The following is a 24,710-nucleotide window of genomic DNA, read 5'->3' as shown; positions in this document are numbered from 1 at the left end:
GTCCCTACCAGGACAGACCCGTCAGGCGCTCGTACGCCTCGATGTACTTGGCGCGGGTGGCGTCCACCACGTCCTGCGGGAGCGGGGGCGGCGGCTGCTCGCTCTTGCGGTCCCAGCCGGAGGCCGGCGAGGTCAGCCAGTCGCGTACGAACTGCTTGTCGAACGACGGCTGGGCGTGGCCCGGTTCCCAGCTGTCCGCGGGCCAGAAGCGGGACGAGTCCGGGGTCAGGACCTCGTCGGCGATGACGAGGTCGTCCCCGTCGAAGCCGAACTCGAACTTCGTGTCGGCGAGGATCACGCCGCGTTCGCGGGCGATGTCACGGGCGCGGCTGTAGACCGCGAGGGTCGCCTGGCGCAGCTGGGCCGCCGTGTCCGCGCCGACCTGGCGGGCCACTTCCTCGTAGTTCACGTTCTCGTCGTGCTCGCCGACCTCCGCCTTCGTGGCGGGCGTGAAGATCGCCGCGGGCAGCTCGGAGCCGTCGCTCAGACCGTCGGGCAGGGCGAGGCCGCAGACGGTGCGCGACTCGTTGTACTCGGCCAGGCCGGAGCCCGTGAGATAGCCGCGGGCGACGCACTCGACCGGGACCATCCGCAGGGACGTGCAGACCGTGGTGCGGCCCTCCCAGTCGGCGGGGGCGCCGGGCGGCAGGTCGGTGGAGATGACGTGGTTGGGGACGAGGTCGGCGAGCTGGTCGAACCACCACAGGGAGAGCTGCGTGAGGACCCTGCCCTTGTCAGGGATCTCCGTGGGCAGCACCCAGTCGTAGGCGGACATGCGGTCGCTCGCGACCATCACGAGGTCGCCCGCCTCGTTCTGGTACAGGTCGCGCACCTTGCCGGTGTGCACATGCACCAGGCCCGGCACCTGAAGGGGCTCGGGCTTTTCTACGAATCCGGACACGGTTCCTCCCCGTGGTTCTGACTGAGTACTGCCGATTCTCCCGCATGGGGAGAGGGCTCGCGGCCAGGGGGGAGGTCGGTGGGCGCCTGTGGACAGTGTCGGTGGGCGTCCGGGGGCGTCAGTCCCGTTTGCAGATGCGGTCCAGGAGGTTGGCCGTGGCGCGTTGGACGCGGGTGTCCACGTGGCCGGGGCGGTCGAGCGCCGGGGACCAGGCGAAGGTGCCGGAGGCGAAGACCAGGGCGCCGGACGGGGCGCGGTAGAGGGACGACTCCTGGTGGCGTTTGACGCCCTCGGAGTCCTCGTACGGGGAGTGGGCGAGGAGCATGCGGTCCGTGTGCTCCGGAAGCGCGGTGCGCGGGAAGTAGCGGTCGGCCTCGCCCGCGACCAGGCCAGCCAGCTCGTCCCCGTCGTGTGCGCCGGTCGCCTCCCACAGCCAGTGGTCGGCGTTGCGCACGACGAGGGGGGCGGGCTCCGGGACCCGGCCCGCGTACTGAATGCCGAGGAGCTGCTGCTCGGCCTTGTCCTGCTCCCGCCAGAGGGCCGGTTTTCCGGGGCCGTGCCGCTTGCGGCAGGTGAGCAGGCGGTCCTCCACGCCGGACGGTGAAGGGCTCAACTCCACCTGCCAGTACATGGTGTTGGCGGAGAGGAAGACGAGCGATGTGCCGTACTCGCGGGCCTCCTCCGTGGTGCGGCGCATGTTCGACGACCAGTACTCGTCGTGGCCGGGGAAGACCAGGCCCCGGTAGCGGGTCGGGTCGATGCGTCCCGCGTGCAGGTCGCGGGTGTCGGCGTACGCGAGGTCGTAGCCGTACCGCTCGGCCCAGCGGATGAAGTCGTAGGCGTGGCCGACGTGCAGGGGCAGTCCCGCGCCCGCGTACGGACGGTCGAAGGAGACCGTGTGGGCGGCCTCGCTCTCGCCCAGGAGGCGGCCCTTCTCGTCCCACGCGTGGTAGAGGCTGGCGCCCGTGCGCCCGTCCTCGGGGTAGAGGTTGTAGGCCTGCCAGGTGATGTCCGGCAGGAGCAGGAGCAGATCGGCGCGGCTGTCGTCGCGGACCGTGAACGGGACGTGCGAGCGGTATCCGTCGACCGTCGTGAGGACCGCCACGTACGCCCCGACGCTCCAGAAACTCGGGATCTGCAGACGCCAGGAGAGCCACCAGTGGTGGCAGGAGACCGTGCGGTCGGCGGTGAGCGGGGGCGGCTGGACGATGCCGGAGAGACGGGGGCTCGTGCTGATCTTGCTGGCGCCGTCGCCGCCGTAGTGCCCGATGCGGTAGATGTCGACGCTGAACTGCTGGGGCGGGTCCACCGTCACGTGGAAGTCGATCGCCTCGCCGGGGGCGGCGGCACCGGTGGAGGCGAAGCCCTTGATCTGGCCGTGCACGTCGTCGGCAGTGCGGGGGCCGTTCGTACGGACGCGGTTGCGGGGCGCGGGGATGTTCTGCGCGCCGGGGGCCGGGGCGTGGTCTACGTACCAGGGGACGACCTGGCCCGTGTCGTCGAAGTAGTGCTCGGCGCCTCGGAGCCAGGGCAGCGGCCCCTGCCCGAAGGGGTCGGTCACGGCGTGCGCCAGGGCGCCCGATTCCCACCTGCGGATCTGCTCCGACCCCATGTGACACCCCTCCCTTGCCGCTCCCCCGAGATTGCTCTGCACCGTGCGGTGCGGGTTGCTCCGTTGTCCGTGTGATGGCCCTGATGGCATGTCCCGTACGGCGGTCGGTCCCAGCACATCACATTACGCACGCACTCCGTCACCGTTCGTCGCTAATCGACGAGAACGGAAGGAAGCGCTCCGGTAGTTGGGGGGCCGATGGGTGGGAGCGGATGGGTGGGGGCCGAGCGCAGGGTGGGGCTGGGGGGGCTGAGGGGGTCGCCCGGGGCGGGGCTGAGGGGTTCGACTTTTCGGCTCAGACCAGCCGGACCGGCTTTTCCGGGCGGACGCCGCGGCGGGCAAGCCAGCCGCGCAACGGGATGGGGTCGCCGTCCTCCACGAGGCTCAGGACGTGCGGCGTGAGGTCCTTCGCACGCTCGCCGTCGACCAGGAGGGAGGGACCGTCCAGCCAGTCGAGGCCGGGGGCCGCGCCCGCTGTGTCCACTGCCGCGCAGCAGACAAGGGCCGTGACGTGGTCGGCCAGCAGCTCCCGCCCCGTACGCGGCGGCTGGAGCGGGAACAGCGGCAGCATGCCGTCGTCCCAGAGCGCGTCGTCCGGGCCCTGTCCCGTGGGTGCGGGGCGGGGCGGGGCGGCGGCTTCCTCGCGGGCGAGCTCGGCGGTGAGGCCTGCGGCGAGGGGTCCGCCGGGGCCGTCGATGGGCTCTTCGGCCTCTTCGCCTACTCCTCCGGCTTCTCCGATTCCTCCGGCTTCTCCGCCAGCGAACTCGTCGCTGCCGTCGAGCGTGAGGTCGGGCTCGTGGGCCTGTGCGGGGATGCCGTCGGGTTCGGGTTCGGGTTCGAGGCCGAGGTCGCGTTCACGTTCAAGATCGAGTTCGAGTTCGGTGGGGTGTGTCCCGTCGAGGCCGGGGCCCTGTGCCGTCAGATGGTCCAGTACGCGGCCCAGCGTCGGCTCCTTGGAGTCGGGGGCCGTCGGGTCGGCGGAGTGGCTGACGCCCAGGGAGTCCAGGACGCGGTGGAGGCGGGCGGCGTCCATGCGCCACTTGCGGTCGACGACCTCGTCCGGATACTCGTGCCACGCCACCGGCGCCCAGTCCGGGCCCTGCTCGGCGGGGCCGCCGTGGAAGAGGCGGGCGGCGAGCAGTGAAGCCGCCTCGTCCATCGAACCCGGCTCCTCCAGGAGGTCACAGGCGGGGCGCTCCCCCAGGCGGGACGTGAAGCCCTCGGCCAGGCGGTCCCTGCGGGAGAGCTCGGTGAGGGCGGAGACGACACCCGCGTCGAGGCGCGAGGGCCAGCGCCCCATGCGCCACGCGGGCAGCGCGACCTTGGTCAGGAGCCGGTCCCACCCGGCATACGCCAGGCCCACCTGCTCCTGGGCGACGATCCGCACTCCGTAATCCACGGCCTGGGCGCGCTCGGCGGCGGCTGCCGCGACCCCGCGCTCCATCTCACCGGCGTGCCCCCGGCAACTGCGCAGGAGCAACCGTGTCACCCAGCCGGCGCCGCTCAGGGCCGCGCGCACGAGCGGACCGCGTCCCGGGGCGGACGTAACAGCCACGGCGGCGTCGAGCCCGCGGATGAAGCGCCGGGCCGCGGCTATGTCGGGATGCGCCGACGGGCCTGTGCCCGCCACGACAGGGGCGAGCACCGCGCGCAGCTCGCCGACCCGCATCCACCACAGGAACGGGGAGCCGATGACGAGCACCGGGGCCACGGGGGCCTGACGGCGCGGGGCGGGGCCACCGTCCCGTACGCCACTGTCCTTGGCCTCGGTCGATACCGGCGCGGAGGCGTCGGCGGGCGGGCCGTGCGCCGGATGTGTGCGGTCCTCGAGCCAACTGTCGCAGTCCGGGGTGAGCGCTATCGCCGACGGTGCCGGCACGTCGAGGCGGTCGGCGAGATCCCGCACCAGGCGGTACAGATCGGGGGCCGAGCTCTCGGCGATCGGGACGGTCGGGCTGACGGCGGGCCTGGACCGCGCGACGACGAGCGCGATGGCCGCGGCGGCGAGCAGCACGAGGACGGCGACGATGCTCACGACGCCGCGCACGACGTCCCAACTCCCGCCGGTCATATGACCCGTGGCCCCGCCCGCTATCAGCACGACGGCGACGGCCGCGGGCAGCAGTGCGACGGCAAGGGCCCTGCTGCGGATGCGCAGCACGGCGAGCGCCTGGGAACGTGCGGACTGCACGCCCACTTCCACACTCGTACCTGACACGACCGATGTCACCCCCTGCTGCCTGTGCCACCTGCTGTCCGGCCATGGGCCGGGACGGTGGGCGGACGGCAGCCGCCGATGGATTTGCTCACTCCCCCACTGTGGCACCCGCCACCGACATCGCAATGCCGGTGGTCTGTTTGGCTCTGGGTACCTGAACCGCTTGCGCCGCACCCTAGTTGGGGCGCAGGGCATCGTCAGCCGGATGGGCCAGCGGTCACTCGATCGAATGGCTTTGGGCAGAGGTGCAGGGCGGTTGTCAGACGGTTGTACGACGGTCAGGTCCCGGATCCGATGTCGGATCCGGGGCCTGTGAGCCGTTGGTGGGGGCGCGTAGATGACCTTGGTGACAGCCTTGGTCAGGACCTCGGCTACGCCTCCGATGCCGCCTTCGCCGCGATGTCCGTGCGGTGCTGGGAGCCGTCGAGGCGGATGCGGGAGAGCGCCGCGTACGCGCGCTCGCGCGCCGCGGTCAGATCCGTGCCGGTGGCCGTCACGGAGAGCACACGGCCGCCCGCGCTCACCACGGCGTCGCCGTCGCGCTTCGTCCCCGCGTGCAGGACGTACGCGTCCGGGGAATCCTGTGCCGCGACATCGCCGAGTCCCTCGATGGGGTCGCCGGTGCGCGGTGTCTCCGGATAGTTGTGCGAGGCGATGACCACGGTCACCGCGGCGTCGTCGCTCCAGCGCAGCGGCGGCAGGTCGACGAGGGTGCCGTTCGCGGCGGCCAGCAGGACTCCGGCGAGGGGGGTCTTCAGGCGGGCGAGGACGACCTGCGTCTCGGGGTCGCCGAAGCGGGCGTTGAACTCGATGACGCGTACGCCGCGGCTGGTGATCGCGAGGCCCGCGTAGAGCAGCCCCGCGAAGGGGGTGCCGCGCCGCCGCAGCTCGTCGACGGTCGGCTGGAGCACGCTCTGCATGACCTCGTCGACCAGCTTCGGGTCGGCCCAGGGGAGGGGCGAGTACGCACCCATGCCGCCCGTGTTCGGCCCTTCGTCGCCGTCGAGCGCGCGCTTGAAGTCCTGCGCGGGCTGGAGCGGGACGACGGTGACGCCGTCCGTGATGGCGAAGAGGGAGACCTCGGGGCCGTCGAGGAACTCCTCGATGACGACGCGGTCGCAGGCGAGGGCGTGGGCGCGGGCGGCCTCGATGTCGTCGGTCACGACGACGCCCTTACCGGCGGCGAGCCCGTCGTCCTTGACGACGTACGGCGCTCCGAAGGCGTCGAGGGCCTTGTCGATGTCCTCCGCGGTCGTGCAGACGTAGGACCGCGCGGTGGGCACCTGGGCGCCCGCCATCACGTCCTTGGCGAAGGCCTTGGAGCCCTCAAGCTGGGCGGCCTCCTCGGAGGGCCCGAAGCAGGGGATTCCGGCGCCGCGTACGGCATCGGCGACTCCGGCGACCAGGGGCGCCTCCGGGCCCACGATCACAAGATCGGCGCCGAGGGTGGTGGCGAGGGCGGCCACCGCGCTGCCGTCGAGGGCGTCGACCGGGTACAACTCGGCCACGTCCGCGATGCCGGCGTTGCCGGGGGCGCAGTACAGGGCGGAGACGTCGGGGTCGAGGGACAGAGAGCGGCACAGGGCGTGTTCGCGGGCACCACTGCCGATGACGAGGACCTTCACGGGCGTCAGCCTAGCTGGCGCGGGCAGGTGCGTTCGTACGGGAGCCCTAGGGGCGGGGCCCTGGGCGGTTGTGCGTTCCTCCAGACTCCCGGACCCAGTGGCTCAGGGCTCGTTGTTGTATTCCTCGACGATCGTCGCGCCCAGCTCGCGGACGATCAGGTCATGGCCGGACAGCGCGGACTCGACCAGATCGGGATCGTCGTCCGCCCAGGTGTCGTCCTCCGGAGAGACGTGATCCGGGACACGGCGTTCCGGTGCCGGGGCCGGAGCCGGTTCCGGAGCAGGAGTCGGGCTCGGCGGGGTCGGAGCGGCCGGAGCATGCTGCTGCGGAGGCGGAGCCTGACGTGACGGCGGAGGCGGCGCGCTGCCCCCGAAGTTGCCCGCCGCGGGCGGTGGCGCCGAACCCCCCGAGGGGTCGACGATCGCCTCGACCTTCCACTGCACCCCGAACTGCTCGGACAACGCCTGCCGCAGCACATCCTCACTGCCGCTGCTGGCGAAGTTGTCCCGCGCGCCCGCGTTGACGAAGCCGATCTGCAGTGTCGTCCCGTCGAAGCCCGCCACCTGGGCGTTCTGGCTCAGCAGGATCCAGGTGAAGCGGCGACGGCCCTTCACCGCGTCAAGGATGTTCGGCCACAGGGAACGCGGGTCGGGCCCGCCCACCGGAGCCGCCTGGGCCGGAGCCTGAGCCGGAGCAGGGGTGGCCGCCGAAGTGGGCGCCGCCTGCGCGGGCTGCTGCGGAGCCGGAGCACCGCCGCCGGCGTTCGCGGCAGTGGGCCAGCCACCAGGGCGGGGGGCCGCCGGAGGTACGGAAGCAGCGGCGGCAGGCTGCGCAGGGCCGCTGCCCGGCGCCGAAGCTGTGGGCCACCCGCCGGGCCGCCGCTCACCGGACGGCGCGGCAGCCTCCTGGGCCGGAGCGGGAGCCGGTGCCGGAGTGGGAGCGGGTGCTGGAGCGGGTGCTGGAGCCGCCTGCACCGGCGACGAAGCAACCGGAGTAGCCGGAGTAGCCGGAGCAACCGGAGCCTCAGACTCAGGAGCGGGAGAAGCAGGCGCCTGCCCCCCACCCCGCACAGCGGCCCGCGCCGCAGCAACCCCGCCCCCCGGCGGAACCTGCTGCTCAGCGGACCCAGGCTGCGGCCCCCCGGCATGAGCTTCGGGCCCAGGAACGTAAGCCATGGCGGGACCGGGCCCAGCCCCAGCCCCAGTCCCGGAACCACCACCCTGCGGCCCCGCCATAAAGTTGCCGCCGCGCTCGAGCCGGTCGAGGCGGGCCATGAGCGAACGCTCGTCGTCGTACGCGGCCGGAAGCAGTACGCGGGCGCAGATCAGTTCCAGCTGCAGCCGGGGCGAGGTCGCCCCCCGCATCTCCGTGAGGCCTTCGTTGACGAGGTCGGCCGCGCGGCTGAGCTCGGCGCCGCCGAAGACGCTCGCCTGCGCCTGCATCCGCTCCACGACGTCCGAGGGGGCGTCGATGAGCCCCTTCTCCGCCGCGTCAGGGACCGCCGCGAGGATCACCAGGTCCCGCAGCCGCTCCAGGAGGTCGGCGACGAAGCGCCGCGGGTCGTTGCCGCCCTCGATGACGGTGTCGACGATTTCGAAGGCCGCAGCCCCGTCCCCCGAGGCGAAGGCCTCCACCACGGAGTCGAGCAACGATCCGTCCGTGTATCCGAGAAGAGACGTGGCCATGGCATACGTGACACCGTCCTCCTTCGCGCTGGCGAGGAGCTGGTCCATGACGGACATCGAGTCACGCACGGACCCGGCACCGGCCCGCACCACCAGCGGAAAGACGCCGTCCTCGACGGCCATCTCCTCACGGCCGCACACCTCCGCCAGATACTCACGGAGCGTCCCCGGGGGCACAAGCCGGAACGGATAGTGGTGCGTACGCGAGCGGATCGTCCCGATGACCTTCTCGGGCTCCGTGGTCGCGAAGATGAACTTGAGGTGCTCCGGCGGCTCCTCGACCACCTTCAGGAGGGCGTTGAAGCCCGCCGAGGTGACCATGTGGGCCTCGTCGATGATGTAGATCTTGTACCGGCTGCTCGCCGGGCCGAAGAAGGCCTTCTCGCGCAGGTCACGCGCGTCATCCACGCCACCGTGCGAGGCGGCGTCGATCTCGATGACGTCGATCGACCCCGGGCCGTTCCTCGCCAGGTCCTGGCAGGACTGGCACTCGCCGCAGGGCGTCGGAGTGGGACCTTGCTCACAGTTGAGACAGCGGGCCAGGATGCGCGCGCTGGTCGTCTTGCCGCAGCCGCGCGGACCACTGAACAGGTAGGCGTGATTGACCCGGTTGTTGCGCAGCGCCTGCTGCAACGGGTCGGTTACATGCTCCTGCCCGATGACCTCGGCGAACGACTCCGGGCGATAGCGGCGGTACAACGCGAGAGACGACACACATACGAGGTTATAGGCGCCCACTGACAACACATACCGCGAACGCAAAGCGCCCCCCACGCACCCGCCAGAGCCAACCTACCCTTGCTGCCTTCCGGCCCTGGGGGAGTTCAGTCAGATAGCGCCACGTGAGGGGCTGACGCCCACCCTAGCGGATCCCCGGGCCCGGAAGCCACGTCGGCCCGGCCCCGGCACCCGCCTCGGAACGATCTCCGGACGAACTCGGCAGCGATCTCGGGTCCGGAGGCGTCCGGACCCGGATCATGTTCGCGAGCACTCCCCAACGTCTTGTATTGTTTGCGGCGGAGGATTCGCCTAGTGGCCTAGGGCGCACGCTTGGAAAGCGTGTTGGGGGCAACCCCTCACGAGTTCGAATCTCGTATCCTCCGCCAGTGCCTCACCGGGCACTAACGTTGCAGGGCCCCACTGTTCGCAGTGGGGCCCTTCGACGTTGTCCGTCTCAGTTCTCGTCCCAGTTGGGTGTCCCGTCGGCACCGTCGGCCTCGGGAGGCGCCCACAGCGCGTCTCCAACTTGCTGGGCGAGCGAGCTCCCGGAGCGTGGCACCCGTGAGGGGATCTACCGAGCGTGTGCCCTCGCCACAAGGACGCGCGAAAGCCGCACCGACAGATCGACTTAGATCGGCTTCAAGACTTCCAGGCGTCGTTCACCTGGAACGACACGACGGTGCCACCGAAGCGGCTAGGGCCGGCACTCCAGGAGTCCGACAGAGCGTCGACCAAGCACAAGCCCCGCCCGTGCACGTCGCTGGCGTCGGCGTAGCTCAGTCGCACATCCGCGGGAAATCCCGGGCTGTGCACATCGACCCTCAGCGCCTCGCCCAGTCGCCACCACTCGACCCGCACCCTCCAGGACTCTTCAGCCTCCCCGTAGAGGATGGCGTTCGTCACCAGCTCGGAGAGCATCAGTACGCAGTCGTCGATCGAGCACACCAGGTCGTAGGTGGCAGTGAACTTCCGAAACCAGCGCCGCGCCCGCGAGACGGACTCAGGCACCGGATAGAGGGTCATGCCTCCCATCGGAGGCGGCATCGCCGCACCAGGTCCACCCCCATGCACATCCGCCATGAACGCTCACTCCTACCGGTGCCGTCACAGTCGAGACAGCGCCACTTGGACATGGAGCAGGCGCGAGCATCCGTGACGGATGCCGCCAGGCGCGTGCTGGACTCCGCACGCTCCCGACTCGCGCCAAACCCCTTCCGATCAAGTGCCCAGCGGAGTGGGCTAGCTCCGAGTTGTGAGCAGATTTGTACCTGGGCAAAGTTCCCCGTTGCCATGCGGTACCTCAGGCGACGGCCTTACTCCTGACTACCTTCTCGCTACCCCGTTGCCCGACCTGTTCGAGGCCCGCGTGGTCCTGTCGATGAAGTACGGCCAACCACGTTGGGAACGTGACGCTGTTGCACGAGCTCCGTTGGGCCAAGTGCTGAACGTTCCGCTGCCACCGTTGCCCGAGCCGTATCACGGCGGCTCGTACCAGGTGAGTGTCGAACTGCGTGACAACCGCGACGCACGACCGCGAACAACCGTGGACGTCAGCGGACCATCAGGGCAGGTGACGGGCACACCAGCCCAAGTACAGCCGCGTGCCCAAATCGCTTCGGGATAAAGCGGTCGTGGGGCCCCGTCGTTTGAGGGCGACCGGGCTTCTGTCGTGCTTAGGGTGCCGGGCGACGGGTTCATTCCAGACGCAGGGCGTAGGTGACTCCGGCATCGATGCCGGTCTCCAACCCCTTGCGGTGGGCCGTCTCGTACGGCGCGTCGCCGAGGGTCTCGCGGAGTTGGTGTTCGCAGGCGTGACGGGCCGCGAGGAATGCCTCGATTCGGGCCCGGTCCCGGCCGATGGAGCGCCAGAGTTGGTCGGCCGTGCCGAGCAGCCGGGCGGCTCGCTCCGGGGCCGACGCGGCGACGGATATGGCCAGTGTGTCGAGATTGACTGCGGCCCCGAAGGTGTCGTGCAGCTGCCACTTGGCGGTCAGGGAGTCGCGGGCGTGCCGCGTGGCCGCTGCCGGATCACCGTTGGCCAACGCAGCCATGGCCAGGAAGTAGAGGGCATAGCCACGCACCCATAGGTCGTCGTGCCGCTCGCTCTCCTTGCGCTGGCTATCGGCAAGCGCAGTGGCCTGGGCGACCTCACCCAACTGGAGATGCGCGTACGACGCGACGCCGAGGGCCAAGAGCCAGATGGCGAGATGCCTGCCACGAGCTGGTGGACTGTGCAGTTCCTGGCCGCAGTCGGCGAGGGTCTGCGCCGGATGGCCGGTGATCGCCAGTCGTGTGCCCCGGACGTAGCGCACGGCGGCTGTCGCCGCCGGATCGGCGAGCCGATCCGCCAGGATTGACGCTCTGCCCTCCAGCTCGGCGGAGACCTCAAAGTCTCCCTGCAAGGTAGCCACGAACGCGCAGGCCCACAGCGCCCAGAACAGCTCCCGCCCAGCACACGCTGCGCGTCCCTCGGCGAGGGCCCGCTCAAGGTAGCTGCGCCCCTCACGCCACAAGCCGCACCCTGTCCAGAAGAACCACAGATCGCTCGCCATCTCCAGTGCGAGGCGCGGCTCCGGATCGGTCAGGCAGCCTTCGAGCGCCGCGCGCAGGTTGGCGTGCTCGGCGGTGAGGCGCTCGTACCAGGCGACCTGCCCGGGCCCGGCCCACTCACGGTCACCGACCTGGGCGAGCCAGCGGTAGTAGTCCCGGTGACGCTCGCGCAACTGTGGTTCCTCGCCGAGCCGGGCCAGCCAATGCTGACCGTATTCGCGGATCGTGTCCAGCATCGAATAGCGGGGCCCGCGGGGGGTGTCGGTGCACTGGAGAATGGATTGGTCCACGAGACGGTTGAGCAGGCTGGGTACCTGATGGCTGCTGAGGGGGCCTCCGGCGCAGACCCACTGCGCCGCTTCCTGCTCGAAGCCACCGACGAACACCGCAAGGCGTGTCCACAGGAGTCGCTCCAGCGGGGCGCACAGCTCATGGCTCCAGCCGATGGTGGTGCGCAGCGCCCGGTGCCGGGGCTCGCCCTCGCCCCCGGAAGCGCGCTGTGCAGTGAGCGTCTCGAAACGGGTGTGCAGGCGATGGCTGAGCTGGTCCAGGGACATCTCCAGCAGCCGGGCGGCGGCAAGCTCGATGGCGAGAGGGATGCCTTCCAGCCGGGCACAGACCTCGGCGATCGTCGCACCGTCCTCCTTCGAAAGGACCGTCCCGGGTGCGGCACTGCGGGCTCGTTCCAGGAACAGCAGGGCCGCCTCGCTGTCCGCGCGGCCGAGAAGACCGCAGGTTGCGGTGACCGGTAGTGGCGGGACCCGCAGCTGACGCTCGTCGCGGATGCCCAAGGGGCTCCGACCGGTGGCCAGGATGTGCACTCCGGGGGCCGCGGCCAGCAGCGACTTCACGACCTCGGCACACTCGGTGGCCAGGTGTTCGCAGCAGTCCAGGATCAGCAGCAGCTGTTTGTCGGCCAGCCATTCGGCCACCACCTCGATCGCGGGCCTGGTGGATTGATCGGCCAGCTGAAGGGCTTCGTAGATGCTGAGTGCGATGAGGTTCGGGTTCGGTTCGTTCAGCGGGGAGAGCTCGACCAGCCATACGCCGTCGGGGAAAGCAGCGCGTACCTCAGCTCCGGCACGCTGGGCCAGACGGGTCTTGCCGACCCCACCCACCCCGGTAAGTGTCACCAGCCGATCGCCGACCAGCAGGTCCGCCAGAGCGCTCACTTCCCTCCCGCGCCCGATGAAACTCGTCGCCTCGGACCGCAGATTGCCCGCCTTCAAGCCCTCACCGGACCTCCCCACGGCAATCCCTTCCCGGGTACTCCGAACCGCTGCCGTCCGCGCCGTCCGCCTCTGGCCGAGTCTTGCCCACCCGCATCGTCCACAGCTCTCGAATGCCACAAGGTGCCCTGTTCTTCCGGCGGCACGCTCAGTTGACCGCACGACTGCGGCATGACCGGTCAGCTTCCGTCTCGCTCCGATCGACTGTCGCTGCCCGCCGCCTTCACGGTCACGGCCGCGGTCGTCATGCCGGGAGTGTTCAACGTCGTGGCAGCGATCCACTTTCTCGTCGGCCAGGACCGTGCCAGACCCGTGCAGGCTGGGCGGGGGGCCACGGGGAACCTGGAAAGCGTGTTGGGAGGAACCCCTCAGGAGTTCGAATCTCGTGTCCTCCGCCAGTGCCTCACCGGGCACTAACGTTGAAGGCCCCACCGTCTGCGGTGGAGCCCTCCGACGTCTCAGTGTTCTTCCGTCTAGCGATCTAGGTGGAACGGGCGGCCTGGAGATGCTGGGGTCCAGCCCGTACGAAGGGCGAGTTCTATGGCCTCAGCGACGTCGGACGGCAGTACCGGCCTGGCTTCTCGTCTCAACCAGTTGCTCGAATGCGGCTGGTCGGTGGTGACCACGAGCGTCGTTCCCGGGGTGTCCGCGTGCTCGACCGCGAACGTGCACGGCGACCAGCCCAGGCCTTGGGCGTAGGTCGGCCTGCCTCGCAGGCGCCAACGGTAGGTCGTTCCTGCGACCACGATGCTCCGTGCGCCTTTGCGGACCAGCGCCATGGTTCCTCCTGGAGATTGATATGGGGGGATGCCGACGAGCTCCGCCTCAGCCACCTAGCGATATATACTCGATACCAGCCTTGATATACGCGGAGGTGCAAGATGAGTCGGACCGTGATCGATCTCGACGACGAGCTGCTGGCAGACGTGGCCCAAGCTCTGGGCACCGGCACCAAGAAGGAGACCGTCAACACCGCTCTGCGTGAGGTGCTGGAGAACCGGCGGCGGGCCCTCGCGCTCACGCGGCTGCGGGCCTCGGCAGGCGAGGGCGGCTTCGATCTCGATGTCTTCGAGGACAAGAAGGACTACCGGCGGTGAGCGCTGCGCAGTTCCTGATCGACACCAGTGCGCTCGCCCGTCTCCTCCGCGGCGACGCCGAACAGTACGGATGGGACCAGGCCGCCGCAGCCGGACTCCTCGCGACCTGCCCTGTCACCGAGCTGGAGTTCTTCTACAGCGCCCGTTCCGCCGCGGACCGGGCGCGCGGCATCGAGGACATGCGGTTGCTCTTCGGCTGGGTGCCCGTCGACGACCGTGCGTACGACCGCGCCTGGCAGGTGCAGGAGCTGCTGACCCAGCGCGGTCAGCACCGCAGTGCGGGAGCCGTGGATCTCGTCGTCGCCGCCACCGCTGAGCTCCAGGGCTTGACCCTCCTGCACCGTGACCACGACTTCGAGTGCATCGCCGCCGTCACCGGCCAGGCCATGCAGTGGTACGGCCCGGTCGCCGGTAAGTGAGCGCCCGAGCGGTTCCCGGGAGGCCTCCGCCCGATCTTGGTTCGGTGTCGCCTTCTATCCTCGCCAGGTGAGTACCGCCAGTCGCACCCGCCCCTTCCGGAACACGTTGCGCAGTTGGGCTCTCCTGCCCTCCGGAGGCGGTGGCGGAGGCGGAGACGGAGGGCAGAAGCTCGTCGCGCGGACCGTGCCGCGTTCGCCGTTTCTGTCCGCGCGCGCCGCCGATCTGGTGCTCACGGTCGGCGCCTTGCTGCTCGCGGTGTTGAACAGTTACCAGAACCCCTACATGGGGCCGGCCGCTCCCTGGGCGAATCTGCTGCTTGCCGTGGTGAGCGCGCTGCCGCTGCTCGTGCGGCGCCGGGCCCCCGAGCTGGTGCTCGCCGTCGCGCTGGTCGCCAAGGTCCTCCAGGTCTCGCCCTTCGTCACACCCCTCGCCTACTACGCGGAGGGCGCCTATCGCGGCCCGCACAGCCGCCGGACCGTCTGGGTCTCGGCCGGTGTCGGGCTCGTGGTCCTCATGCCCTGGGACGCGGCGGGGTGGTCCAGCCTCCGGACGGTGGCCCTCTGGTTCGCGGTCAACTTCGTCTTCTCCTGCCTGGTGCCCCTGCTCCTGGGGCTCTACGTGGGCCAGCGGCGCGCCGTCGTCGCCGGTCTCGTCGAGCGGGCGGAGCGCGCCGAGCGGGAGCAGCGGCTCGTCGCCGAGGCCGCGCGGGAAGAGGAGCGCAGGCGCATCGCCGGAGAGATGCACGACGTGGTCTCCCACCAGGTGAGCCTGATCGTCGTACACGCCAACGCGCTCAGCGCCGTCGCCCACGACCCGGAGGTGACGGGCGAGACCGCGGAGATCATCCAGACCGCCGGTCGGCGTGCGCTCACCGAGCTCCGCGAGATGCTGGGGCTGCTCAGGAACAGCCCGGAGGGTGAGGACCCTGGCGCTTCGGGCGAGCAGCGGCCCACCCCCGGCGCCGCCGTCGACAGGATCGCCGAGTTGGCCGACGGCTCCCGGGCCGCCGGGCTGCCCGTCACCGTGCACGTCGAGGGCGCGCCGCAGCCGCTGGAAGAGCCGGTCGAGCGTGCCGCACACCGGGTCGTGCAGGAGGCCCTGACCAACGTGCACAAGCACGCCCCTGGCGCCACGACCCAGATCCATCTCGCGTTCGAGCCCCGAAGCGTGCGGGTGGGCATCGTCAACGGGCCGCCCGACAGGCCCGCCGAGCCCGCTGCCGACGGTGCGCCTCTGCTGCCCAGCGGCGGACACGGCCTCATCGGTCTGACGGAGCGGGTCCGCCTTGCCGGAGGCTCCATCCAGTCCGGGCCCACCGGTGACGGTGGCTTTCGGATCGATGCCTCGCTGCCCGTGTCGGTGGCCTGAGTTCAGACGCGTCAGGTGTTCAGGTCAGTCCTGCGTCGTGGGTGATGAGCGCGACCTGGGTGCGGTTGGCCGCGTTCAGCTTGGTCATGATCCGGCTGATGTGGACCTTCACCGTGGAGTGGCTCACGAGCAGGTCGGTCGCGATCTCTGAGTTGCTGTGGCCCTGGGCGACCGCCACGGCCACCTCGCGCTCGCGGGCGGTCAGCTCCGTCATCCGCGCTCGCGCCTGCGAGGCGACGGAGCCAGTGGCGAAGGTCGTAGCGAAGGTCGCGAGGAGCTTCGTCGTGATGCGCGGTGAGAGCATCGCATCGCCGCGCGCCAAGACCCGTACCGCGTCGGTCAGTTCGCGCGGCGAGGTGTCCTTGAGCAGGAAGCCCGCCGCGCCGTGCTGGAGTGCGGCGTAGACGTACTCGTCGACGTCGAAGGTGGTGAGCACCGCTACGGCTGGAGGATCGGGCAGCGCGGCGAGCCGCCGGGCGACCTCCAGGCCGTCGACGCGGGGCATCTGGATGTCGGTGAGTACGACGTCCGGGCGGTGCTCGGCAACCAGGTCCACCGCCACCGAGCCGTCACCGCCCTCGGCGACCACCTCGATGTCCGGCTGGGCGTTGAGGATCATCCGGATGCCCTTGCGCACCAACTCCTCGTCGTCGAGGAGGATCACCTTGACGGTCACTCACGCCACCTCCCCGTACGCCGCTTCCCTCGTACGCCGCTTCCCTCGTACGCCGCTTCCTCGTACGCCGCTTCCGGGCGGCATCGCCCGCACACGGTATCCGCCGTCATCTCGCGGTCATCCCGCCGCATGATCCAGCCCGCGTGCCGTAGCACTTTCGGGCAAGTCCAGTTGGGCGGAGAGAGTGACGCGCCGCGAGTGCCGCCCGGGACAGGATCGACCGTGTCGGGTCCGGCCGGGCCCGACCTGGAAGTTCGGATCGGGAGGACAGATGGGTAGGCGCGGCAAGGCGGCACTGTGGGCGACAGCAGGGGCGATCACACTCAGCGTGGCGGTGACACCGTCGGCGTCGGCGATCATCGGGGGACACGACTCCACCTCGAAGTACCCGTTCATGGTGAGCCTGCAGAAGGACGGCAAGCACTACTGCGGCGCCTCCCTGATCAAGCCGGACTGGATCGTGACCGCCGGGCACTGCTCGGTGAACGTCAAGACCGAGCAGCTTTCCGTGCGGGTCGGCGACCAGGACCGTACAAAGGGCGCCAAGGCGAAGGTCACCAAGGTCGTCGCGCACCCGGACTTCTCCTACGAGCCGTTCCGCAACGACGTGGCCGTCATGAAGCTGGACCACCCCGTGAACGCGAAGCCCATCAAGCTGGCCGCCGAGTCGGGCCCCGCGGGCACGGACACGCGGATCCTCGGCTGGGGCATGACCTGCGAGGACGGCAGCGAGTGCCCGAAGCCGCCGATACGTCTGCAGGAGCTGGACACCAAGCTCGTCGCCGACCGCCGGTGCAGCGAGAACTACAACCGGGACAACGAGCTGTGCACCGACAGCCCGACCGAGAACGCGCAGGCGTGCATCCTCGACTCCGGCGGTCCTCAGATCAAGGGCCGCCCCGGGCACTGGGAGCTGATCGGCGCGACCAGCCGTGACGGCGACGCCGATCCGAAGTGCGCCAGCGGCCCCGGCATCTACACCGACCTGACCGCCCACCGCGACTGGATCGAGCGCGCCATCGCGAAGTGACCGGCGACGGCTCGACGGCTCGACGGCTCGACGGCTCGATGGCTGTGACTTCTCCGGCGGCCTTCACGCCCTCCCCACCGCGTCGTACGCCGTCAGCGCCGCCCGCAGCGTCAGCAGATCCGTGTGGGCGGCGAGGTCAAGGCCCGTCAGGGTGGCGATGCGGCGCAGGCGGTAGTCGACCGTGTTGGGGTGTACGTGCAGGCGGGTGGCCGTCTCTCGGCGGTCCAGGTTCGATGCGAAGTACGTCCGCAGCGTGGTGGGGAGGTCCGGGCCCTCCGTCAGGGGAGACAGGAGCGCCGCCAGGTGCGCGCGGGCCGGGCTTGCGCGGGTGAGTTGGTAGTCCAGTAGCAGCGCCGTCAGGGGGTAGACGCCCGGCGGTCGTCCCGTGCCCGTCGCCGTGTCGCGTAGTTCGGTGGCGAGGCGGACCGCCTGCGGGACCTCGGCCGGTGTGCTCGCGGCGACGCCCGCCGTCAGGGGCACTCCGCTGACGGTGATGAGGGATGCCGCCAGTCTTTCGAGGCGTGTGCGGTCGGTGGCGGATGCCTGGTCCGGGGCCGTGTCCGACGGGATGAGCGCCAGGCCTTCGTCGGCGGACAAGCGGCAGAGGACGGGGTGGCCGAGCGCGCGGTCCAGCTCCGTACGCAGGCGTCTGATCTTGCGGCGGGAGGCCACCGTGGCGTCGACGTCCGCGCGGTCCTCGTCGGGGTGGCGCCCGATGGTGAAGGCAAGGACCAGGTAGCAGGGCGGTAGGCGAATTCCCAGGTGGGCGGCGTCCAGCCGTGCGCCTCCGCCGTCGAGCAGCGCGGACAGGACGGTGTGCCGTGCCGCGTCGCGCTCCCCGATGAGGGACTGGCTCTCCTCCACGTATCCCGAGGTGACGGCGGCCGTGATCTCCCGCAGGCAGTCGAGCAGCAGCCGGTGGGCCTCGATCAGGTCGTACGGTTCGACCGTCGACGTCAGCTCCTCGACGCAGATGCGGGCCCCGTAGTGATAGGCGCTGACGACCGCGTCCACGGGGAGGCGTTCCTCCGCCCGCCTTGCCGCCGAGCGGCGCACCGTCTCCAGGAACTCCGGGGGCGGCATGCGTTCCGCGCGCAGCACCTCGGCGAAGGCGCGGATCGTCATGTCGACGATGGCCCGGACGTCCCCGTGCAGTTCCTCGGCGGGCAACCGCCGGTAGACGGGCAGGTCGTGCGCGATGCGCCGGGTGACCGTCGCGGCGAGCCGCGGCACGTCGGCGATCAGGAAGCGGTCCACGCTACCGCTGCCCTCGCTTTTGTCACCGGTCACAACTGACCCCTCGGAAAGTCTGGTTGCGCGCCTAGAACACCGAGGCCGCGATGGCCCGGATCATAAGGGCGTCCGTTACCCCCGGTACACCCCACGCATGCCACCCACCCCTCACAGGAGAGCCCGTGCGCCCCACACGCTCCCGTACCACCGCGGTCATGGCCGCCGCCCTGTCCGCCTGCGTCCTCGGAGCAGCGGTACCTGCCGCTGCGGTGTCCGCCGAGGCCGACGAACCGCTGGAGTACGTCGCCATCGGTGACTCGTTCGCCGCAGGACCCCTCATCCCCGACCAGAGCCAGCTGTCCTGTCTGCGCTCCGCCCGGAACTACCCCGCCGTCGCCGCCGAGGCACTCGGCGCCAGGCTCACCGACGTCAGCTGCTCGGGCGCGAAGGTGAGCGACTTCTCCGGCCGCCAGTTCGGCCTGCTGCCGCCCCAGTACGAGGCACTCAAGCCCAGCACCGACCTCGTGACCCTGACCATCGGCGGCAACGACGTCAGCCTCGTCGCCACGGCGCTCGGCTGCGTCAATCTCCTCCCCAAGCCCACCGGCATCTCCTGTGCCGACACCGCCGCGAGCAAGGGCGACCCCACCGCGAAGGCCATCGCCGCCTGGAGCGACACCTTCGGCAAGGCCCTTGACGAGGTGCACCGGCGCGCCCCCAACGCCCGGATCGTCGTGGCGGGTTACGCCACCTACATCCGTAAGGACGGCTGCTGGCCCACCCAGCCCATCTGGGACAAGGACGCCAACTACCTCCAGGCCCGCGTGAACCAGCTCAACGGCGTCCTCGCCGAACAGAGCCGCGCCCACCACGCCACTTACGTCGACACTGCCGCCGTGAGCGCCGGTCACGACACCTGCGCCGCGCCCTCCGAGCGCTACATCGAGGGCCTCGTACCCTCCAGCGTCGCGGCGCCGCTGCACCCCAACGCCCGGGGCATGGCCGCCTTCGGGACAGCCGTCGCCCGCGCCGCACAACAGTAGGTACTCACAGCTCCTGACAGCTCCTGACAGCCGCCGGCCGTCCCTGTCAGCGCGCGGGCCGCGCGCTGACAGCAGCGGTCGGCATCGTCTTGTCCATCGAGAACAGCGAGGGTCCGAACCGGCCTGAGCGATCTGCGGAGGAGGACAAGATGTCGTACGCCATCAAGGCCGAAGGACTGGTCAAGAAGTACGGGGACTTCGTCGCGCTGGACGGCGTCGATCTGGAGGTCCCGGCCGGCAAGGTCATCGGGGTGCTCGGGCCGAACGGCGCCGGGAAGACCACCACCGTACGGATCCTGTCGACGCTGCTCCGGCCCGACGCGGGGTACGCCACCGTCGGGGGCCACGACGTGGTCAAGGATCAGGTGCGGGTCCGCGGCCTCATCGGGCTCACCGGGCAGTACGCCTCCGTGGACGAGGAGCTGTCCGGCGCCGAGAACCTCGTACTACTCGGCCGTCTGCTCGATCTGTCGCGGCGGGACGCCAAGGCGCGGGCCGTCGAACTCCTCGAGCGGTTCGAGCTGACGGAGGCCGCCCAGCGGCCGATCAGCACCTTCTCCGGAGGGATGCGGCGCCGCCTGGACCTCGCGGCGAGCCTCGTCGGACGGCCGCAGGTCCTGTACCTGGACGAGCCGACCACCGGACTCGACCCGCACGCCCGCAAGGAGGTGTGGGCGGTCGTGCGGCGGCTCGTCGCCGACGGGGCCACCGTGCTGCTCACCACGCAGTATCTGGAGGAGGCCGATCAACTGGCCGACTCCATCACCGTGTTCAACCGTGGCCGCGTGGTCGCGGAGGGCCGTCCCGACGAGCTCAAGCGGCGGGTCGGCGGTCAGACGCTGCAGGTCCGGCCGACCGTGGCCCGCGATCTGGACACCGTGAGCGGCATCCTCGCCGAGCTCACCGGCGCCCCGCCCCAGCGTGACGCGGACAACGGTCTGCTCACCGTGCCGGTCGACGACCCGATGCTGATCTCCGCCCTCGTACGGCGCCTCGACGGGGCCGGCATCACCGCCGACGAGTTGGGCCTGCGCCTGCCAAGCCTGGACGAGGTCTTCCTGGCGCTCACCGGAAAGGCAGCCGAGAAGGCCGCGTGAGCGCTCCACCGGGCGTGCGGTGAGAGACCCGCTGGCCGGTGGGCGGCTGAGCGCGCAGTTCCCCGCGCCCCTACCGGGCGCCCCCCAACTCCCCCGACACCATTACCGAGAGGACCCGTCATGAGCACCCTCCACATCACCCCCGCCAAGGCCACCCGGCACAGCCTCGCCCTCGCCGGGCGTGGCATCACCAAGTTCGTCAAGTCGCCCGCACGGCTCGTCGACGTCGTCCTGACGCCGATCGTGTTCCTGCTGATGTTCGTCTACCTCTTCGGTGGCGCCATCGCGGGCGGCGACACCGACGCCTACCTACAGATGATCACGCCCGGCATCATGGTGATGACCGTCTTCCAGGCGAGTATCGGCATCGGCGTCTCGCTCAACGCCGATGCGAGCACCGGCATCTTCGACCGGTTCCGCAGCATGCCGATCGCCCGCTCGGCGCCGCTGATCGGCGCGGTGCTCGCCGACGTCATCCGGTACGTCGTCTGCCTCGCCACGCTGGTGGCCCTCGCCCTGGTCATGGGCTACCGGGTCGACACGAACCCGGCGGCGGCCCTCGCCGCGCTCGCGGTGCTCATCGCCTTCGCCGTCAGCTTCTCGTGGATGTCGGTCTACGTCGGCATGCTCGTCAAGACCCCCGGTTCGGTGCAGGGCCTGATGACCGTCCTGGTCCTGCCGCTCACCTTCGCCAGCAACGTGTTCGTCCCGGACCGCACCATGCCGGGCTGGCTGCGGGTCTGGTCGGACATCAACCCCGTGAGCCTGATGGCCGACACCATGCGCGGCCTGCTGAACGGCGGCGAGGTCGCGGGGCCGCTCCTCGGCAGCCTGGCCTGGATGGTGGGCGTGATCGCGGTCTTCGCCCCTCTCGCGATGCGCGCCTACCGCAAGCGCGCCGCATGAGTCCAGCAGCCTGAGCCCAGCAGTACGAGCCCGCTACGAAGTCACCACCGGCTGACCGGCTTCCTCGGTCAGCCGGTTCAGCGCGTCCGCCCTCGGCAGCCCGGCGCCCCTTCCGTACGCATCCGCGTACCCGGCGTCGCCGAGCAGCCCCACGAGCTCGGCGACCAGCTCCGCAAGCTGCGGATCCCCCTCGTCGAACACACCGCGGACGACCTGGCTCATCCCGAGCGCGGTGGCCGCCCCCGCCGCGTCGCCCTCCAACAGGAGCAGCCGGGCCAGGAGTTCGGCGGCCTGCGCGATGTCCGCGGCCTCGCCCCGGTCGAAAGCGCCGGCCACCGCCCTCGGCAGGAGCTCGCGTGCCCGCACCGCGTCGCCCCGCGCGACCCGGTTCGCCGTCCGGGCGCCCGCGATCAGGTCGCGGGCCATGTCCTCGGGGAGGGTGAGCCGGTCCGCGATGCCGTCAAGCCGGTCGAGGATCAGGTCGGCCTGCTCCAACTCCCCCTCCCTACGGTGCAGATCGGCGAGGCTGAACAGCATCTCGGCCTCCATTCGCCGATAGCCCAGTTCCTTGGCCTGCCGCCGCGCGGCGTGGATGTCCCGCAGGGCGCCCGCACGATCACCGCCTCGCAGGCGCTCCGCCGCGAGAGCGGCCCGGCTGTTGAACAGGTCGTCCTCGGCGCCGAGTTCGGTGCCGATGGCCACCGCCCTCTCGTACGCGGCGATCGCGTCGGCGTGCTCCCCGCGCAGGGAGTGATCCCGGCCCACAGCGAGCAGGGCGAGGCCCAGGCCCCAGCGGTCGCCCACCGCCTCGAAGCCGTTCAGGGCCGAGAGGCGCGCTTCGGCACCGGCAGGCTGCTCTCCCCGCCCGGTGAGCACGAAGTCCCGCGCCCAGTGCGCGCACGCCCGCACCCAGGGATCCGGCGACTCCGCCGCCCGCCGGAGACCGCTCTCCCCCAGGTCGGCGTTGCCGGTGAGGTACGCGAGCATCGGGATCCACAGCAGCAGCGCCGGGTGGAACTCCCCCGCGCCCGCCCGCTCGCAGTCCTCGACGAGCGTCCGCACGGGTATGTCGTCGGCGCCTGCGGCATCTGACGCACCTGCGGTATCTGCGGCCCCCGGAGTGCCCGCCATCAGCCGCACCACGCGGAACGCCGCCCGCGCCCGGCCGGGCAGGGCTTCGTCGAAGGTGAGGACCTCGGCAAGGAACGTCTCGAACTGGGTGCTCATCCCCCTGATCCCCCAGTACCAGAACAGCGCGCCCACGAACCGCGACACGAGGTCCGCGTCCCTGGCCTCTACGGCCGCCCGCAGCGCGGAGACGAGATTGTCGTGCTCGGCGTCGAAGAGCGCGAGCGAGCGGAGCTGGTCGCCGGTGCGCAGGGCGGGCTCGTGCTGCTCGGCGAGGGCGAGGTAGTAGGCGGAGAAGCGCGCCGCGGTCCGGGCGTCGCCATCGCCCCCGCCGCCATTACCCTCACCGGCCTCGGCCTCACTCAGGCGGTCGGCCGCGAAGGCGCGCACGGTCTCCGACATGCGGTAGCGCTGCTCGCCGCCGTCCGGCTCATCGGAGATGTCCATGTTCATGTCCATGCCCAGGAGGGACTTCTCCACCAGGGAGCCAAGGACGTACAGCACATCCTCGGCAGGCAGCGTCCCGTCCGAGCAGACCGCCTCCAGGGCGGCGACGGTCGCACCGCCCGGGAACATCGACAGCCTGCGGGTGAGGATCCGCTCGGGCTCGTCGAGGAGGTCCCAGCTCCACTCGACAAGGGCGAGCAGCGTGCGCTGGCGCGGTAGGGCGGTCCTGCTGCCCGAGGTCAGGAGGCGGAACCGGTCGTCGAGGCGGCGCGCGATCTGGCCGACACTCATCGAGCGCAGCTTGGCCGCGGCCAGTTCCAGGGCGAGCGGAAGGCCGTCGAGGCGCCGGCAGATCTCCACCACCGCGCCCGCGGTGGACTCGTCGAGCGCGAACCCGGGCCGTACTCCGGAAGCCCGGTCGGTGAAGAGACGTACCGCCGCCGAACCGGCCGCCTCCGCGAGCTCCGGAGTCCCCGCGGGCACGCCGAGCGGCCCGAGGTGGCACAGCGCCTCGCCGGTGATGGCGAGGGGTTCCCTGCTGGTGGCGAGAATCCGCAGGTGCGGCAGCCTGTCGAGGAGTTCGTGCGCGAGCTCTGCCGCCGCCTCGACAAGGTGCTCGCAGTTGTCCAGTACGAGGACGGCCTCACCGACATCGAGCACCTCGGTCACGTGGTCGGTCACACCGTCGCTGCTGAGACCCGTACTGAGCGCGGCGTGCACGGCGTCGGCCAGCTGGTCCGGGGTGCCCACACCGGCCAGCGGCACGAACCACACCCGGCCCCGCTGATACGCCCGGTGCCGGGTCACGGCTTCCAGCGACAGTCTGGTCTTGCCCGCGCCGCCGGGCCCGACGAGCGTGACGAGGCGGGACGCGGCCATCAGCGCGGCGAGCCGGTCCAGTTCGGCGTCTCGGCCGACGAAGCTGGTGAGCCGGGCGGGAAGCCGCTTGGGCGCGGGGGTGGTGTCGACGCGCGTGGCGTGCTGCTCCAACTCGCCCCTCAGCAGGGCGAGATGCACGCTCTTCAGCTCGGCCGAGGGGTCGACGCCGAGTTCGTCGTCGAGCCTGCCCCGCATCTCCTCGTACACGGCGAGGGCGTCGGCGTTGCGGCCCGCAGCCGCCAGGGCGCGCATCCGCAGCGTGGCGACGCGCTCGCTCAACGGGCTTTCCGCGCCCGCAGCTTCGAGGTCGGCGAGGACATCGGCGTACCGGCCGACGCGTATCTCGGCGTCGAAGCGGTCCTCCGTGGCGGTGGTACGCAGGTCGTCGAGGCGGGTGGCGGCGACGCGGGCGAAGGGTGCTTCGAGGACATCGGCGAGGGCGGCACCCCGCCACAGGGCGAGCGCGTCGCCGAGCGTCGTGGCGGCCTCCTCCGTGCGGCCCGCGGCCAGTTCGCGCCTGCCCTGCCCGGCCAGCGCCTCGAAGCGGTACGTGTCCACGTCGTCGGCGTTCACCGCGATCCGGTAGCCGCCCGCGACCGAGTCCACCGCCCCGGTCCCGCGCAGGACCTTGCGCAGCCGGGACACCAGCGCCTGGAGGGCGTTGGCCGCGTCCACCGGCGGCTGCTCGCCCCACAGACCGTCGACGAGTGCGTCGACGGAGACCGGCCGCCCCTCTTCGAGAGCGAGCCTGGCGAGCAGCATGCGCAGCCGTACGCCGCCCAGGCCGACCGGCGTCGCGTCGTCGGCGGTGGCTCCGACCGGTCCGAGCAGAGAGATTCTCACCG

The 24,710-nt window shown here is 70.9% G+C and carries 17 protein-coding genes, 1 tRNA gene and 1 other RNA gene; 8 read left to right on the top strand and 11 right to left on the bottom strand.

All coding sequences use genetic code 11. From position 1 onward, the window contains the following. Positions 1 to 4 precede the first annotated feature (4 nt). The 6 genes from ACWFRJ_RS35855 to ffs form a co-directional block, all read right to left on the bottom strand. Positions 5 to 901: a phosphoribosylaminoimidazolesuccinocarboxamide synthase gene (locus ACWFRJ_RS35855; RefSeq protein WP_453540746.1), complete on the bottom strand. Its 897-nt coding sequence runs from the start codon at positions 899 to 901 to the stop codon at positions 5 to 7. Between the two features lie 118 nt (positions 902 to 1,019). Next, entirely contained in the window at positions 1,020 to 2,513 is a 1,494-nt protein-coding gene (locus ACWFRJ_RS35850; protein ID WP_453540743.1) for a N,N-dimethylformamidase beta subunit family domain-containing protein, read from the bottom strand. A 295-nt stretch (positions 2,514 to 2,808) separates the two neighbouring features. Continuing rightward, positions 2,809 to 4,731 (bottom strand): hypothetical protein, encoded by a 1,923-nt coding sequence (locus tag ACWFRJ_RS35845; protein WP_453540740.1) that lies wholly within the window; start codon positions 4,729 to 4,731, stop codon positions 2,809 to 2,811. 371 nt (positions 4,732 to 5,102) lie between these two features. After that, entirely contained in the window at positions 5,103 to 6,356 is a 1,254-nt protein-coding gene (gene purD / locus ACWFRJ_RS35840; RefSeq protein WP_453540737.1) for a phosphoribosylamine--glycine ligase, read from the bottom strand. Positions 6,357 to 6,458: 102 nt separating this feature from the next. Then, positions 6,459 to 8,756, bottom strand: coding sequence for a DNA polymerase III subunit gamma and tau (locus tag ACWFRJ_RS35835; RefSeq protein ID WP_453540734.1), 2,298 nt, complete (start codon positions 8,754 to 8,756; stop codon positions 6,459 to 6,461). A gap of 42 nt (positions 8,757 to 8,798) precedes the next feature. Further along, an RNA gene (gene ffs, locus ACWFRJ_RS35830) (signal recognition particle sRNA small type) lies at positions 8,799 to 8,897 on the bottom strand. 163 nt (positions 8,898 to 9,060) lie between these two features. On the opposite strand from ffs, the gene ACWFRJ_RS35825 reads away from it, so the two are divergent. Next, a tRNA-Ser gene (locus ACWFRJ_RS35825) sits at positions 9,061 to 9,148 on the top strand. Between the two features lie 253 nt (positions 9,149 to 9,401). Here the strand turns inward: ACWFRJ_RS35825 and ACWFRJ_RS35820 are convergent. Both ACWFRJ_RS35820 and ACWFRJ_RS35815 read right to left on the bottom strand, forming a co-directional pair. Beyond that, on the bottom strand, positions 9,402 to 9,785 hold the full coding sequence (locus ACWFRJ_RS35820; RefSeq protein WP_453540731.1) for an ATP-binding protein: 384 nt from the start codon (positions 9,783 to 9,785) through the stop codon (positions 9,402 to 9,404). A gap of 671 nt (positions 9,786 to 10,456) precedes the next feature. Further along, positions 10,457 to 12,562: an ATP-binding protein gene (locus tag ACWFRJ_RS35815; RefSeq protein WP_453540728.1), complete on the bottom strand. Its 2,106-nt coding sequence runs from the start codon at positions 12,560 to 12,562 to the stop codon at positions 10,457 to 10,459. 860 nt (positions 12,563 to 13,422) lie between these two features. Here ACWFRJ_RS35815 and ACWFRJ_RS35810 point away from each other — a divergent pair. From ACWFRJ_RS35810 to ACWFRJ_RS35800, 3 genes are all read left to right on the top strand, one after another. Continuing rightward, positions 13,423 to 13,638, top strand: coding sequence for a type II toxin-antitoxin system VapB family antitoxin (locus tag ACWFRJ_RS35810; RefSeq protein WP_453540725.1), 216 nt, complete (start codon positions 13,423 to 13,425; stop codon positions 13,636 to 13,638). Further along, a complete protein-coding gene (locus ACWFRJ_RS35805; protein ID WP_453540722.1) occupies positions 13,635 to 14,057 on the top strand; it encodes a PIN domain-containing protein in 423 nt (140 codons plus the stop codon). Before ACWFRJ_RS35810 ends, ACWFRJ_RS35805 begins: the two co-directional genes overlap by 4 nt. A 67-nt stretch (positions 14,058 to 14,124) precedes the next feature. Continuing rightward, positions 14,125 to 15,426, top strand: coding sequence for a sensor histidine kinase (locus tag ACWFRJ_RS35800; protein ID WP_453540719.1), 1,302 nt, complete (start codon positions 14,125 to 14,127; stop codon positions 15,424 to 15,426). 19 nt (positions 15,427 to 15,445) lie between these two features. On the opposite strand, the gene ACWFRJ_RS35795 is transcribed toward ACWFRJ_RS35800, so the two are convergent. Beyond that, positions 15,446 to 16,102 (bottom strand): response regulator, encoded by a 657-nt coding sequence (locus ACWFRJ_RS35795; RefSeq protein WP_453540716.1) that lies wholly within the window; start codon positions 16,100 to 16,102, stop codon positions 15,446 to 15,448. A gap of 271 nt (positions 16,103 to 16,373) precedes the next feature. Here ACWFRJ_RS35795 and ACWFRJ_RS35790 point away from each other — a divergent pair, with 271 nt between their 5' ends. Further along, positions 16,374 to 17,132 carry a S1 family peptidase gene (locus ACWFRJ_RS35790; protein ID WP_453540713.1) on the top strand — a complete coding sequence of 253 codons (759 nt, stop codon included), beginning with the start codon at positions 16,374 to 16,376 and terminating at the stop codon, positions 17,130 to 17,132. Between the two features lie 63 nt (positions 17,133 to 17,195). On the opposite strand, the gene ACWFRJ_RS35785 is transcribed toward ACWFRJ_RS35790, so the two are convergent. Continuing rightward, positions 17,196 to 18,422 carry a PucR family transcriptional regulator gene (locus ACWFRJ_RS35785; protein ID WP_453540710.1) on the bottom strand — a complete coding sequence of 409 codons (1,227 nt, stop codon included), beginning with the start codon at positions 18,420 to 18,422 and terminating at the stop codon, positions 17,196 to 17,198. Positions 18,423 to 18,547: 125 nt separating this feature from the next. On the opposite strand from ACWFRJ_RS35785, the gene ACWFRJ_RS35780 reads away from it, so the two are divergent. The 3 genes from ACWFRJ_RS35780 (at position 18,548) to ACWFRJ_RS35770 (ending at position 21,411) form a co-directional block, all read left to right on the top strand. Beyond that, complete coding sequence (locus ACWFRJ_RS35780; protein WP_453540707.1) at positions 18,548 to 19,408, top strand: SGNH/GDSL hydrolase family protein; 861 nt, start codon at positions 18,548 to 18,550, stop codon at positions 19,406 to 19,408. A gap of 149 nt (positions 19,409 to 19,557) precedes the next feature. After that, positions 19,558 to 20,505: an ATP-binding cassette domain-containing protein gene (locus ACWFRJ_RS35775; RefSeq protein ID WP_453540704.1), complete on the top strand. Its 948-nt coding sequence runs from the start codon at positions 19,558 to 19,560 to the stop codon at positions 20,503 to 20,505. Positions 20,506 to 20,625: 120 nt separating this feature from the next. Beyond that, positions 20,626 to 21,411 carry an ABC transporter permease gene (locus ACWFRJ_RS35770; RefSeq protein WP_453540701.1) on the top strand — a complete coding sequence of 262 codons (786 nt, stop codon included), beginning with the start codon at positions 20,626 to 20,628 and terminating at the stop codon, positions 21,409 to 21,411. Between the two features lie 33 nt (positions 21,412 to 21,444). Here ACWFRJ_RS35770 and ACWFRJ_RS35765 read toward each other — a convergent pair whose 3' ends face one another. After that, positions 21,445 to 24,708 (bottom strand): BTAD domain-containing putative transcriptional regulator, encoded by a 3,264-nt coding sequence (locus ACWFRJ_RS35765; protein WP_453540698.1) that lies wholly within the window; start codon positions 24,706 to 24,708, stop codon positions 21,445 to 21,447. Positions 24,709 to 24,710 lie beyond the last annotated feature (2 nt).

This window comes from Streptomyces sp. NPDC055239, from assembly GCF_053606205.1.
The sequence above is the reverse complement of the archived record's forward strand: the minus strand, read 5'-3'. Positions and strand labels throughout refer to the sequence as shown.

Excerpts from the sequence above, each read along its gene's own strand:
- ACWFRJ_RS35850 (WP_453540743.1), bottom strand. The coding sequence starts at position 2,513 with ATGGGGTCGGAGCAGATCCGCAGGTGGGAATCGGGCGCCCTGGCGCAC.
- ACWFRJ_RS35820 (WP_453540731.1), bottom strand. The coding sequence starts at position 9,785 with ATGACCCTCTATCCGGTGCCTGAGTCCGTCTCGCGGGCGCGGCGCTGG.
- ACWFRJ_RS35810 (WP_453540725.1), top strand. The coding sequence starts at position 13,423 with ATGAGTCGGACCGTGATCGATCTCGACGACGAGCTGCTGGCAGACGTG.
- ACWFRJ_RS35790 (WP_453540713.1), top strand. The coding sequence starts at position 16,374 with ATGGGTAGGCGCGGCAAGGCGGCACTGTGGGCGACAGCAGGGGCGATC.
- ACWFRJ_RS35775 (WP_453540704.1), top strand. The coding sequence starts at position 19,558 with ATGTCGTACGCCATCAAGGCCGAAGGACTGGTCAAGAAGTACGGGGAC.
- ACWFRJ_RS35770 (WP_453540701.1), top strand. The coding sequence starts at position 20,626 with ATGAGCACCCTCCACATCACCCCCGCCAAGGCCACCCGGCACAGCCTC.